This is a genomic window from Aquamicrobium sp. YD-1-mutant5, from assembly GCF_059509755.1.
This window is the reverse complement of sequence record NZ_JCAKKP010000021.1, coordinates 24,944-38,265: the sequence shown is the minus strand read 5'-3', so window position 1 is coordinate 38,265 and position 13,322 is coordinate 24,944. Positions and strand designations below refer to the sequence as shown.

Genomic DNA, 13,322 nt, shown 5'->3' with positions numbered 1-13,322 from the left:
TCATGGAGATCGCCGGCAAGATTGCGGTGGTGACGGGTGCGGCGGGCGGCATTGGTCGCGCGCTTGCACTGGCACTGGCAAAGTCGGGAGCCGCGCACATCGTGTGCGCCGACCTCGACGCTGAGGGCGCGCAAGCCACTGCGGACGCGGTGAATGGCACCGCCATCGTGGGAGACATCTCCAGCGAGAATGGCGTTCGCAACCTGATTGACCGCACGGAAGCCGAAATCGGGCCGATCGGCCTTTTCTGCGGTAATGCCGGGATCATCATGCGCGGTGGCTTCGACATCGCCGATGAGCGGTGGCTGAAGATTTGGGACATCAATGTCATGGCGCATGTGCGCGCCGCGCGCTTGCTGGTGCCTTTGATGAAGGCGCGCGGGGGTGGATATTTCCTGATCACCGCTTCGGCCGCCGGACTGCTTAATCAGGTGGGATCGGCCCCTTATGGCGTCACCAAACACGCGGCTGTGGGGCTCGCGGAATGGCTGGCGCTGACCTATGGCGATGACGGCATCGGCGTTACGGTTCTGTGTCCGCAGGCCGTGCGCACGGCCATGACGGAGGGGCGCGAAAAAGGCGTTGCGAGTATCAATGGCATGATCGAGCCGGATGTTGTCGCCGAGACTGGGCTCGCAGCTGTCCGCGAAGGCCGGTTTCTGGCGCTGCCGCACCCCGAAGTCGAAACCTACATGCGCCGCAAGGCCGACGATTACGATCGCTGGATTGGCGGCATGCGCAAGCTGAACAGGCAGTTCGGAGAGACCGCATCAGTCGAAACCCCGCAGGAAAATGCATGATGCGCGGTGGCGTTGGCAAGCGGATCGCAGCCTCTTTGACGTGCTCTGTCGCGCAGGAAAGGACACCTGAATGGACTTGAGGTTTACGCAACAGGAACTGGACTTTCAGCAGGAAGTCCGGGACTTTTTGAACGCCAGCCTCCCAGAGCATATTTGCGCGGCCGTCCGTTCAGGCGCCGAATTGCCGCGCGCTGTCCTACAGGAGTGGCATGAAATTCTCGGCCGCAAGGGGTGGCTGGGAACGACGTGGCCGAAAGAATATGGCGGACCCGGCTGGACGCCGGTGGAGCGCTATCTCTTCGATGTGGAATGCAATCGGGCCTGCGCACCACGCATCGTGCCGTTTGGCCCGAGCATGCTGGGGCCCGTGATCCAGAATTTCGGCACGCAGGAGCAGAAAGGCAGCATCCTGCCACGGATTCTTTCAGGCGAAGACTGGTGGGCGCAGGGCTATTCGGAACCCGGTGCAGGGTCGGATCTTGCGAGTTTGAAAACGCGCGCCGAACGCGATGGCGACCACTATATCGTCAACGGGCAGAAGACATGGACGACCCTTGGGCAGCACGCCAACAAAATCTTCTGCCTCGTGCGGACAAAAAAGGAAGGCAAGCCTCAGGAGGGCATTAGCTTTCTTATGATGGACATCCCCTCGCCGGGGCTTGAGGTGCGCCCCATCCGTCTGATCGAGGGTGGCTATGAGGTCAACGAAGTCTTTCTCGACAATGTGCGTGTGCCCGTCTCCAATCTCGTCGGAGAGGAAAACAAGGGCTGGACGATCGCCAAATTCCTCCTGAGCCACGAGCGCACGAATATTGCGGGCGTCGGCATCTCGATGCAGGCACTGGAAGAGGTGAAATCACTTGCACGCAGGATGATCCGCAAAGGCAAACCTCTTATAGAGGACCCGCTGTTCGCAGCGCGCATCGCCCGCGTGGAAATCGATCTGGAAGCGATGAAGATCACGAATCTGCGCATGCTGTATCAGGCGCAGAAACAGGGTCATCCCGGGCCGGAAACTTCCATCCTCAAGATCAAGGGAACGCAGGTCAGTCAGGAACTGCGTGATCTGGCCCGTCGCGCGCTCGGCCCTGTGGCCGCTCCATTCCCGGGAACGATAACCGAAGCAGATCTCATGTTCGGTCCGCTGAACTCGGAGGCCAATGCCGCCACCTATTTCAACAACCGCAAGACATCGATCTTCGGCGGATCGAACGAGATCCAGCGAAATATCCTGACCAAAGCGATGCTGGGATTGTAAGCCATGAATTTCGATATGACTGAAGACCGGCAGATGCTGTCTGAAACGCTCAGTCGCTTCCTTGCCGGCCGGTATGATTGGGAAACGCGCAACCGCGTCGCTTATACCGCGCCTTACACCGATGCGGGGCTGTGGCTGGAACTGGCCGAGATGGGTATTCCGGGGGCTCTGGTTCCGGAAGAGCAGGGCGGCTTTGGCGGGACGGGTTTCGATATCTCGGTCGTGTTCGAAGCGCTGGGCCGCGCCCTGTGTCCAGAACCTTTTCTGCCAGCCCTTCTTGCCAGCCGTGTTTTGGGCGCGGTGGGTAAGGATCAGGCCGGCCTTGTCGACGGGTCAATCCGTTACGCGGTGGGCATTTCCGAAATTGATGCCCCCTATGACCTTGCCGGCATTGCCACCTGTGCGCGCGCAAATGGGGTGGGCTTTACTCTTTCGGGCCGCAAGACCGCGGTATATGGCGCGCAGGTGGCGGATAGGCTCCTCATTGCCGCACTGCTGGATGGCAAGCCGGCCGTCTTCGAGGTCGATCCCCGTGCAGCTGGCATCGCGCCTTACGGCATGATTGACGGAGGTGGCGCGGCCGAGGTTCTGATGGACGAAACTCCGGCCGTGTTGCTCGCCAGGGACGCCGGGGCGCTGCTGAACAGCGTGATCAGAGCCGGGCGGCTGGCCCTGTGTGCGGAAGCGGTTGGCGCGATGCAGTTTGCCTATGAGCTTCTTCTGGACTACCTCAAAACCCGCCGCCAATTCGGCGTTGCCATCGGAAGCTTCCAGGCCCTTCAGCACCGAACCGTCGATCTGCTGACCGAAATCGAACAGGCCCGTTCGATCACGATTGCGGCTGCCGATGCTCTGGATGGACCTGACGGAGACCTGAAGGCGGCCATGGCAAAGAACCTCATCGGCCGGGCTGCGCGTCTGGTTGCGGAGGAGACGATCCAGATGAGTGGCGGCATCGGCATGACCTGGGAATATGCCGGTTCGCATTACTCCAAACGTCTTGTCATGATCGATCACCAGTTGGGCGACACGGACCATTGCCTTGAGGAGGTCATGCAGTCCTATGCTGCGTGAAAAATGGCGCGCCTGTGCGATGGGGTGACATTCCCATCTGATTATACTGGAACCGACGGTTGTGGGTTCCGAAATTCCTGATGTCTTGCGGCCCGGACCCAGCGAGACGCATGGATTGTATTGCTTTCTGGAAGAGGGAAAGACCGGATGTCATCATTGTCTGGAGATCTTGGGGCGGATTTCGGTGCGGACCGTTCTGTCCAAAGGCTGCTTGTGGCCAATCGCGGAGAGATAGCTCTTCGGATCTTCCGTACGGCTGAAGAACTTGGCATTGAAACAATCGCGGTTTTTACGTCCGACGAAGCCGGTTCTCCGCATGTCGCCGGCGCCGATGAGGCTTTTGAGCTGAAGGCTACGGGCGCAAAGGGCTATCTCGATATCGATACGGTGCTCGATGTTGCCCAAAAGGCCGGTGCCGATGCTGTTCACCCCGGATACGGCTTCCTTTCGGAGAACGCTGAATTCGCCCGCAGGGTCGAGGCTGCGGGAATGACCTTTATAGGTCCGCGTCCGGAAGCTCTCGCCTTGCTGGGAGACAAGATCGCAGCGAAAGCGCGCGCCCGCGAACTCGGCATTCCGGTCATAGACGGTACGCTTGGATCAACCGACCTGAGCGAGGCAAAAGCGTTTTTCGAAGCCCTGCCGGCGGGCGCGACCATGCTGATCAAGGCCATTTCAGGTGGCGGCGGGCGCGGCATGCGTATCGTCAGCAAGGCCAAAGATGTCGAGGATGCTTGGCGGCGCTGCAGATCCGAAGCGGAAGCCGCTTTTGGCGATCCAAATGTCTATGTCGAGCATTTCCTGCCACGCGCGCGGCATATCGAGGTTCAGGTTCTGGGTGATGGCACAGGCAAATGCATTGCCTTCGGCGAGCGCGAATGCACGCTCCAGCGGCGACATCAGAAGGTGCTTGAGATTGCGCCCAGCCCCTCGCTCAGTCCCGCCGAGCGCGACCTTCTGACCAACCGCGCCCTCCAGATGGCGCAAAGCGTGGACTATCGTTCTCTCGGGACCTTCGAGTTCCTCATGGATGTGGACGGCGGACAGGAGCGCTTTTTCTTCATTGAGGCCAATCCCCGGATTCAGGTCGAGCACACGATTACCGAGGAAGCTTATGGGCAGGACCTCGTTGCGCTGCAACTGGGCATCGGAAGCGGCAGGACGTTGAGCGAACTGGGGCTGGAAGATGCCCCGCAACCGTCTGCGGGCTACGCGGTTCAGGCTCGCGTCAACATGGAGCAGATGGACGGGCAGGGGAATGCGGTGCCCACCAGCGGCACTTTGCAGCGATATGAGCAGCCAGGCGGCATTGGCGTTCGTGTCGATGGTTTTGCACATGCCGGCTATTGCACGTCGGCCAGCTACGACAGCCTGCTGGCCAAGGTCATCATCCATTCACGGTCGCATATGTGGCCTGCCGCTTTGCGCAAGGTCGATCGTGCCTTGCGCGATTTCAGGATCGATGGCCTTGAGACGAACATTCCATGGCTGCGCGCCCTGATCGCGCGACCGGAAGTGCAGGGTAACGATCTGACGACGCGTTTCATTGAGGCCCATGCAGCAGATCTTGCACAGGCCGCCATGGAGTTCTTGCCGGAGAAGGCGTCCTGGTCGACTGATACGGCGGTCGGTGAAGCGGCAGTCCATGTCGAGATTCCCGGAGCGGAAACGATCCGCGCCCCGATGCCGGCGACGGTCGTGTCGGTCGATGTCGAACAAGGCATGGACGTGGTGGCCGGCCAGCAGCTCGCTGTGCTCGAAGCCATGAAGATGGAGCATGTGATAGCCGCTCCCGCGAGCGGTCGGATCGTGGCCATCTATACCGCTGGCGGTCAGACGCTGGTAAGCGGGGCGCCCGTGCTTGCCATCGAACGCGACGGCGAACAGGCAGCTTCGGCTGCGGCGGAAGATGTCATCGATCTCGACCACATTCGTGATGATCTGCGCGAAGTGCAGGTCTTCCATGGTTATGGAAAGGACGAAAACCGTCCCGATGCGGTTGCCAAACGTCATAAGCGGGGCCAACAGACGGCCCGGGAAAATCTTGCGGCCGTTTGCGATGAAGGCAGCTTCACGGAATTCGGCGAACTCGCGATCGCCGCCCAACGTCAGCGCCGGACACTCGATGATCTGCTTCAGAACACAAGCGGCGACGGCATGCTGACCGGGCTCGGCACGGTGAATGCCGCCGAGTTCGGCGAGAACCAGGCACGGTGCGCTTTTGCAGTAGGCGACTACATGGTGCTCGCCGGCACGCAAGGGCAGCGCCATCACCGCAAGCTGGATCGCATCTTCCATGCGGCCGGCGACTGGGGAATACCCCTGATCCTGTTCGCGGAAGGCGGCGGCGGTCGTCCGGGAGATACCGAGCGCGCCACCTATGCCGGCATATCGAACCCTACCTTTTCCAGTTTTGCGCGCCTCAGCGGTCAGGTCCCGCTTGTCGGCATCGCGTCCGGCCGCTGTTTTGCCGGAAATGCTGCCCTGCTGGGATGCTGCGATGTCATTATCGCCGATGAAAGCAGCAATATCGGCATGGCCGGTCCCGCGATGATCGAAGGCGGGGGACTCGGTATATTTCCGCCGGAGGCGATTGGTCCTATCGATGTGCAGACGGCAAATGGCGTTGTGGACATTCGGGTGGCAAACGAAGCCGAAGCCTGCCGGGTGGCGCGCAAATATCTGGGTTATTTCCAGGGCGCGACATCGGACTGGGAGGCCCATGATCAGCGCCGGTTGCGCCATGTCGTCCCTGAAAACCGTTTGCGGGTCTACGAGATCCGCGACGCGATCGAAACGATTGCGGACGTGGATTCCGTTCTCGAACTGCGTCGCGAATTCGGCGTTGGAATCGTCACGGCGCTCATTCGCATCGAAGGAAAGCCTTTCGGTGTCATTGCCAACAATCCTCGGCATCTCGGTGGGGCCATCGACGGGCCGGCGGCGGACAAGGCGTCTCGCTTCCTGCAACTGTGCGATGCGTTCGACCTCCCGATCATCTCCCTGTGCGACTCGCCCGGCTTCATGGTGGGGCCTGAGGCGGAGAAAACGGGCCTGGTCCGCCACGTCTGCCGGATGTTCGTCGCCGGGCGGTCAATCAGCGTTCCGCTTTTCTCGGTGGTGCTGCGCAAGTTCTACGGTCTTGGCGCGATGGCGATGGCGGGCGGTGGCACCTTCGACAATTTCTTCACCGTCTCCTGGCCGACAGGGGAGTTCGGTCCTATGGGCCTTGAAGGTGCCGTGAGGCTCGGCTTCCGCCGCGAACTGGAAGAGGTGAGCGATCCCGCAGAATGTCAGGCCCTCTACGAGCGACTGCTTGAAGAATACCGGGATCAGGGCAAGGCCGTTTCGGTTGCATCGACATTCGAGATCGATGCGGTCATTGACCCTGTGGAAACCCGCAAATGGATTTTGTCCGGACTCCGGTCGGTTCGCTTGCGTCCACCCCTGTCAGGCAGGAAGCGTCCGTTCGTGGATACGTGGTGAAGAATCGGCAGGAAAACCTTCCGGACTTTCTCCCGTATCGGGTGAGGCTTTTGATGAAGTGTCAATTGTAGGCAATTGACACTTCATCTTGATCTTACGGATTTCTGTGTCGTATGACTGAGAGAATGGACACATGCGTGCGTGTGGCTCTCATGAAAGCGGACGGATATCCCGGTGACAAAACTCGCAGGCCCCAAGACCATTCCCGAACAGATTGCAGACGCCTGTGGTGTCATGATCCTTGACGGGCGCTTCACCGCCGGACAACGGATGATTGAGCAGCAGATAGCCGAGCAGTTCGGTGTCAGCAGGGGGCCCGTGCGCGAGGCTTTCCGGTTACTCCAGAAACGTCGCCTGCTGGATATAACGCCGCGCAAGGGGGCTTATGTCCTGTCGATCTCGCTTGCATCGATCGCTGACCTCTTCGATGTGCGTATTGCTCTGGCGTGTCTTGCAGTTCGCACGATGTGCGAACGCGAAGTCGATGCCGTTTCGATGGACAAGTTGCGCCAGCGCGTTGACGATCTGATCCGTATTGCGAACGATAGCCGCGCTGATCATGGGGCGTTTGGCCTTGGCATGACCCGGGCGGTTCATGCCGTTTCCCGCGCCAGCGGCAACCAACTGGTGGTCCAACTGATGAGCGAGCTGAACGACCAGACTCTCTGGACAACGATCTGGGCGAAACCACTGGATTATGCAACCAAGCCGGCCCGCAAGCTTCGCGCCGAGCAGTTCGAATCGATCTTTCACGATATCGAAAAGCGCGATGGCACTGCGGCCGAAAACAAGCTGCGCACGATGCTTGAGGAAAGCCGTGACGGAGCTCTGGCCATCCTGTCCGAGACAAAACGCTATCTCGTGGCGGAATAGCCAGCCGTCCGTCTAACTTTCCGAAGCCAACCCTGACCTCTGCAACGCCATTGGAGCATAAGAGGAATTCTTGCACTCTTTGATAATTGTCTTCGGTTGACAATTGACCGTATGAGCGTTTCAATGCGCTCCTCGGACGTTCGCGGGAGGCGGGCGTGGTCGGAGGAAAGACGAGCATAATGGGAGGAGAGAAATGGGCCGAAAATCAGCGCGAAATGAGTGCGCGACTTTTTCTGCGTATCGACCCGCCTCTACCTTTCCGCCGCTGGCAGCTCGGCCAAATGCCATTGCGTGTGGCGCTGAGCTCGACGGTTCGCGATGAGTGCCACGGAGAAAGCGCGCGCAGTTGCTGACGTGACCGCCGGTAACGAGAATCTTCTCGAGGTTCGTGGCCTGGGCATCGGCTTCGGCCCGCTGCAGATGACGAGAGATGTTTCTTTCACCATCCGCCGTGGCGAGCGTGTGGGGCTCGTTGGCGAAAGCGGTTGCGGCAAGTCGCTGACGGGTCTGTCCCTGCTGCGGCTTCTGCCGCATACGGCGCGGACGGAAGGCGAGATCATTTTCGATGGCGAGGACATCCTGAAAATGTCGCCGCGTCGGCTGCGTCAGGTTCGTGGCAATCAAATCGCCATGATTTTTCAGGAGCCGATGAGCGCGCTCGATCCGGTTTTCACCATTGGCGATCAGATCGGCGAAGCCTTGTGCGTGCACAAGAAGGTTGGCCGCACAGAGCGGCGGGAGGCGGTTATCCAGTCGCTTCGCGATGTGGGCATTCCGGCGCCGGAGCGGCGCTATAGCGAATATCCGCATCAGTTGTCGGGCGGAATGCGCCAGCGCGCCATGATTGCGATGGCCCTTATCTGCCGGCCCCAGCTTCTCATCGCCGACGAGCCCACCACCGCTCTCGATGTCACCATTCAGGCTCAGATCATGGATCTCCTCTATCGCCTGAGCGAGGAAGCCGGAACGGCCTTGTTGTTCATCACCCATGATCTTGGGGTGGTGGCGGAAACCTGCACGCGCATGCTGACAATGTATGCGGGGCAGGTGGTGGAGGACGCTCCTGTCGATGACGTTCTTATGAAGCCCCGTCATCCCTACACATCGGGCCTCTTGCGCTCTCTCCCGAAGCTCAATCAGAAGCGCGGCGAGCTGGCATTCATTCCGGGCCGTGTGCCCGCACCGGACAACATGCCTGTCGGTTGCCGGTTTCGCGCGCGGTGCGCTTTTGAAACACAGGGCTGCGCCAGACCGCAATCGCTTGATTCGGTGGATGCCGATCGCCTTGTCCGGTGCTGGCGAAACGACCAAATCAATCTGGAAGGAGCCTCGGCATGACGGCGGTTTCGGATGGAGTGGAGCGCGCGCCTGTCGTTGACGTCAGGGGGCTCCGGATCAGATTTCCGGTTACTGGCAGTTCGGAGACCGTGAAAGCGGTGGACGGTGTCGACTTCCAGATCATGCCGGCCGAAACCTTTGGAATTATCGGAGAGTCCGGATCGGGCAAGACGACCATAGGACGTGCGCTGGCTGCTCTGCTCGAGCCTACGGAGGGTACGATCCTCTATGAAGGCGCACCGCTCAGCAACTTGCCGCGCAAGGTATATCGCGAGCGTCGCCGTCGCTATCAGATCATTTTTCAGGATCCGAATGCCTCTCTCAATCCCCGCATGACCATTCTGGAGAGCCTCCTTGAGCCGATGATCATTCAGGGAGGTTTGAGCAGGAGCGAAATGCACCGCAAAGCGCTGGAGTCGCTGGAAAGCGTCGGCCTACGCCCGGATCTTGCGACACGCTATCCGCATCAGCTTTCAGGCGGCCAGAAGCAGCGCGCCAATATTGCGCGCATCCTGCCGCTTGAGCCGAGATTTGTTGTCTGCGACGAAGTGGTCGCTGCGCTCGATGTCTCCATTCGCGGAGAAATTCTTAATCTCTTCAATAAGATACAAAAAGATTACGGGATAGCTTTCGCCTTTATCGCTCATGACATCTCGGTGGTCGCACATGCCAGCGACCGGGTGGCGGTGACCTATCTTGGCCGCTTCATGGAACTTGGGACGACGGAAGATGTGATGCATCGTCCATTGCATCCCTATACGGCAGCGCTTCTTTCAGCCGAGCCCGAGCCGCTCCCGTCTCATCTGCGCAAGAACCAGCGGATCGCGCTTACCGGCGAAATACCGAGCCCGATCTCGCCACCAGCGGGGTGCCGTTTCCGCACACGGTGTCCGTTTGCCGAAAAGCGTTGCGAAGTGGAGGTTCCGGATTGGCGCGAGTTGCGGCCCGGCCAGTTCGTATCCTGTCACTTTGCCGAAACTCTGAATCTCACTGCCGCGGCTTAGAGGATTGGGACCTAAGTTCATAAGGGAGGATTTCGAATGACGATCTCTGATAATGAAAAGCGTGCGATCGGCAAGTTTCTGCCCAACCTGCGTCGTCGCCATTTTCTCATAGGCCTGGCCAGCACCGCTGCCATCGGCGCCATTGGCTTTCCTGACCGGGCAAAAGCGCAGGCGTTGGACAAGCTGATCGTTGCTGCATCCGCAAATCCTTCAAGCCTCGACCCTGCAACCGGCGGAGCCGGTTCGGATCACGTTCTGCTCTTCAACTTTTTCGATACGCTCATCGACTGGGAGCCGGAAACACTGGCGCCGCGCCCGGGACTTGCCCGCACTTTTGAGTTCTCCGATCCAAAGACGCTCGTTCTCGACCTGCAGGAGAACGTTACTTTCCATGACGGAACTCCGTTCGATGCGGAGGCGGTGAAGGTCAATCTCGACCGCAACAGAAGCGCGGAGGTGTCCAATATCCGGGCTGACCTCGAAAGCGTGGAAAGCGTGGAGGTGACGGGCCCGCTTCAGGTGACGCTGCATCTGAAATATCCCGACAGCGCGTTGCCTCTCATTCTTTCCGATCGTGCGGGCATGATGGTTTCGGCCAAAGCCCTTCAGGAAAGTGAAGATGGCCGTGTCGACCGGGTGCCCGTCGGTGCCGGTCCGTGGAAATTTGTAAGCTGGACGGATGGCGAGCGTGTGTCAGGCGAAGCTTATGAAGGGTACTGGCGCGATGATGCCCCGGGTGTAAAGGCGATCGATCTGTTGATCATCCCCGAAGCGGCAACCCGTTTGCGGGCTGTTCAGTCCGGACAGGCGCATATCTGCTATCAGCTGTCCGAGCGCCAGCTTCCCATCATCAAGCGTGACAAGCGGCTGAAGCTGATCCAGAGCCCGACGCTGTATATCTATACTCTCTACCTGAACGCCTCGCGCGGCCCTTTGCGGGACCAGCGGGTTCGGAAGGCCCTCAATATCGGTATCGATCGCAATGCCTTCGTACTTGCGACCCAGGCGGGCGTGGGCGAGCCTGCGCCAACCTTTTTGCCAGAGTCGCATTGGGCCTATTCAAAGGAAGCGGCCGAATTGTCCGCTTATGATCCGGATCGGGCCAGAGCGCTTTTGAAGGAAGCCGGTTTTGCTGACGGCCTGCAACTCGATTTCCGGGGCTATGCGGATCAGGCCTCTGTCCAGAGGCAGGAACTGATCATGGACCAGCTTTCGCGGCTCGGCATCCGGGGGCGCTTCACCAATGCACCGATTGCAGAAGCTTCAGGCCGCTACTTCGGACAGGAGAAGGTGGGCGACGTCCTCTTTTCGGCATGGACGGGCCGGCCTGATCCCAGCATGAGCTACGATCTGCTGTTTTCCAGGGAGTCGTACTTCAACACCGGCAAGGTTGCTCCTCCCGAGGGCTTCGATGAAGCAATCACGCAAAGCCGCGCCACGGGCGATCAGGGCGAGCGGACCAAGGCTCTCACAGTAGCCCAGAAACTGGCTCATGAATCGGCGATCTGTATCCCGCTTTCGGTTCGTTATGAAGTGGATGTCACCACCGCAAACGTCGAGAATTTCTACAGCAATCTGCCCGGCAAGCCGAAATTCAGCCAGGTCACGCTGTCGAACTGAGATCGGCGCATACGCTTGAGGACAATATGTTAAGCAAGAGCCAAGGCAGGATTGTTGCCAGCCGGTTGCTGCAGGCTATTCCCGTGGTGCTGCTGGCAACTTTCATGGTGTTCACCCTGATGAAGTTGCTGCCGGGCGATGTGGCGATCACATTGGCGGGCGAAAGCGCCAGCGAGCAGCGGATCGCCGAGATTCGCCAGCTATACGGTCTCGATCGTCCCTTTCTCGTCCAGTACCTGTCCTGGCTTGGCAAGGCAGTACAGGGAGATCTTTCTCTTTCTCTGCTGTCCGGGGAGGCCGTGCTTGATACGGTGATGCGCGTGTTTCCCAACACGCTCTTCATCGTTTTCTACGCCATCCTGCTTTCTGTCGGCATAGGTGTGCCTCTGGGTATTCTTGCCGCCAGCCGCCCGCGTTCGCGGCTGGACAGCTTCGTCATGACCATATCTTCGATCGGCATTGCTTTGCCGAATTTCTGGATCGCCATGATCTTCGTGGCTTCCTTCGCGCTCAACCGGATGTGGTTCCCCGCAACCGGATTCGTCTCACCCTTCGAAGATATAGGAAGTGCGATCTGGTACTCGACCCTGCCGGCAGTTGCACTCTCGTCCAGCGGGATCTCCGAGGTGGCGCGGCAGTTGCGCAGTTCCCTGACCGAGATCCTGTCATCGCAATATGTACGGACCCTTCATGCCAAGGGGCTGTCGCCGGCGGTCATTCTCTGGAAGCACGGACTGCGAAATGTGAGTGTGAATCTTCTCACCGTAATCAGCCTGCTGATCAATCGCACCCTTGCCGCCACGGTGGTCGTTGAAGTGGTCTTCGCCATTCCGGGAATGGGGAATTCCATCGTCAACGCTGCTTTGCAGAGGGACTTCCCGGTCGTGCAGGGCATCGTTCTTGTGATGGTTCTGACGGTCATTATCGTCAATCTTCTGACCGATATGCTCTACAGCGTCCTCGATCCAAGGATTAGCCAGAAATGACCGATGTGAGTCTTTCGCCGCCATCATCCTCATGGCGTCTTGGGCCTGTGGCGCGGTTCATTGTCAGCGACATGCGCACCCTGCTCAGCACAATTGCGCTTACCGTCATCATCGGCTGCGCGATTTTCGCCCCGCTGGTTGCTCCATTCGATCCCACGGCACAAGATTATGTAGCCATGCTTGAGCCACCTTCGGGCACCCACTGGCTTGGTACCGACGACCTGGGGCGCGATATTTTCAGTCGGCTCGTTTATGGCGCTTCCGCTTCGATCTATGCCGCTTTCATCGCTGTCGGCGTTGCTGCACTTCTCGGCATCCCCATCGGCCTGATCGCAGGTTATGCAGGTGGTTGGACGGATACGATCATCAGTCGCGTGATCGACACCTTCCTGTCGTTCCCGTCGATCGTTCTGGCCATAGCCGTGACCGGAGCTCTGGGGATCGGGCTTACCAATGCGATGATATCGGTCGGCATCGTGTTTGCCCCGCAACTGGCGCGCCTTGTTCGTGCCCGCACGCTGGTGCTGAGGCAGGAGCTTTATGTCGATGCCGCGCGCTGCTTCGGGGCGTCCACGATGCGAATACTGCGGCGGCATATCCTGCCCAACGCGATCCAGCCGGTTATCGTGCAGCTGACGATGCTGATGGCGGTAGCCTTGCTGGCCGAGGCGAGCCTGAGTTTTCTTGGCCTTGGAATGCAGGCGCCGGATTCGAGCTGGGGCTCGATGATCGCCCGCGCTTATCTCTACATAGAAATCGAACCGACACAGATGTACGCGCCCGGAATCGCAATCCTCATTACGGCAATGGCCTTCAACGCGCTGGGCGAGTCCCTGCGACAGGCACTCGATCCGACTTCGCGCGCATGATCTGGGAGCTGGGG

At 59.5% G+C, this 13,322-nt stretch carries 10 protein-coding genes; all 10 read left to right on the top strand.

Annotation, left to right across the window (positions count from 1 at the left end; all coding sequences use genetic code 11):
• Window positions 1-2: 2 nt before the first annotated feature.
• The 10 genes from AC5XE7_RS19080 (at window position 3) to AC5XE7_RS19035 (ending at window position 13,308) form a co-directional block, all read left to right on the top strand.
• A complete protein-coding gene (locus AC5XE7_RS19080; RefSeq protein ID WP_495367261.1) occupies window positions 3-800 on the top strand; it encodes an SDR family NAD(P)-dependent oxidoreductase in 798 nt (265 codons plus the stop codon).
• A 70-nt stretch (window positions 801-870) separates the two neighbouring features.
• On the top strand, window positions 871-2,058 hold the full coding sequence (locus AC5XE7_RS19075) for an acyl-CoA dehydrogenase family protein (RefSeq protein WP_495367228.1): 1,188 nt from the start codon (window positions 871-873) through the stop codon (window positions 2,056-2,058).
• A gap of 3 nt (window positions 2,059-2,061) precedes the next feature.
• Complete coding sequence (locus AC5XE7_RS19070) at window positions 2,062-3,132, top strand: acyl-CoA dehydrogenase family protein (protein WP_495367229.1); 1,071 nt, start codon at window positions 2,062-2,064, stop codon at window positions 3,130-3,132.
• A gap of 147 nt (window positions 3,133-3,279) precedes the next feature.
• The gene (locus AC5XE7_RS19065; RefSeq protein ID WP_495367230.1) at window positions 3,280-6,618 is read left to right on the top strand and encodes a carboxyl transferase domain-containing protein; all 3,339 of its coding nucleotides are present in this window, start codon (window positions 3,280-3,282) and stop codon (window positions 6,616-6,618) included.
• 174 nt (window positions 6,619-6,792) lie between these two features.
• The gene (locus AC5XE7_RS19060) at window positions 6,793-7,491 is read left to right on the top strand and encodes a GntR family transcriptional regulator (RefSeq protein WP_495367231.1); all 699 of its coding nucleotides are present in this window, start codon (window positions 6,793-6,795) and stop codon (window positions 7,489-7,491) included.
• Between the two features lie 318 nt (window positions 7,492-7,809).
• A complete protein-coding gene (locus tag AC5XE7_RS19055; protein ID WP_495367232.1) occupies window positions 7,810-8,829 on the top strand; it encodes an ABC transporter ATP-binding protein in 1,020 nt (339 codons plus the stop codon).
• The gene (locus AC5XE7_RS19050; protein ID WP_495367233.1) at window positions 8,826-9,833 is read left to right on the top strand and encodes an ABC transporter ATP-binding protein; all 1,008 of its coding nucleotides are present in this window, start codon (window positions 8,826-8,828) and stop codon (window positions 9,831-9,833) included. The genes AC5XE7_RS19055 and AC5XE7_RS19050 overlap by 4 nt, the downstream gene beginning before the upstream one ends.
• 36 nt (window positions 9,834-9,869) lie before the next feature.
• Window positions 9,870-11,453 carry an ABC transporter substrate-binding protein gene (locus AC5XE7_RS19045; protein ID WP_495367234.1) on the top strand — a complete coding sequence of 528 codons (1,584 nt, stop codon included), beginning with the start codon at window positions 9,870-9,872 and terminating at the stop codon, window positions 11,451-11,453.
• 26 nt (window positions 11,454-11,479) lie between these two features.
• A complete protein-coding gene (locus AC5XE7_RS19040) occupies window positions 11,480-12,439 on the top strand; it encodes an ABC transporter permease (RefSeq protein ID WP_495367235.1) in 960 nt (319 codons plus the stop codon).
• Entirely contained in the window at window positions 12,436-13,308 is an 873-nt protein-coding gene (locus AC5XE7_RS19035; RefSeq protein ID WP_495367236.1) for an ABC transporter permease, read from the top strand. Before AC5XE7_RS19040 ends, AC5XE7_RS19035 begins: the two co-directional genes overlap by 4 nt.
• The last annotated feature ends 14 nt before the right edge of the window (window positions 13,309-13,322 follow it).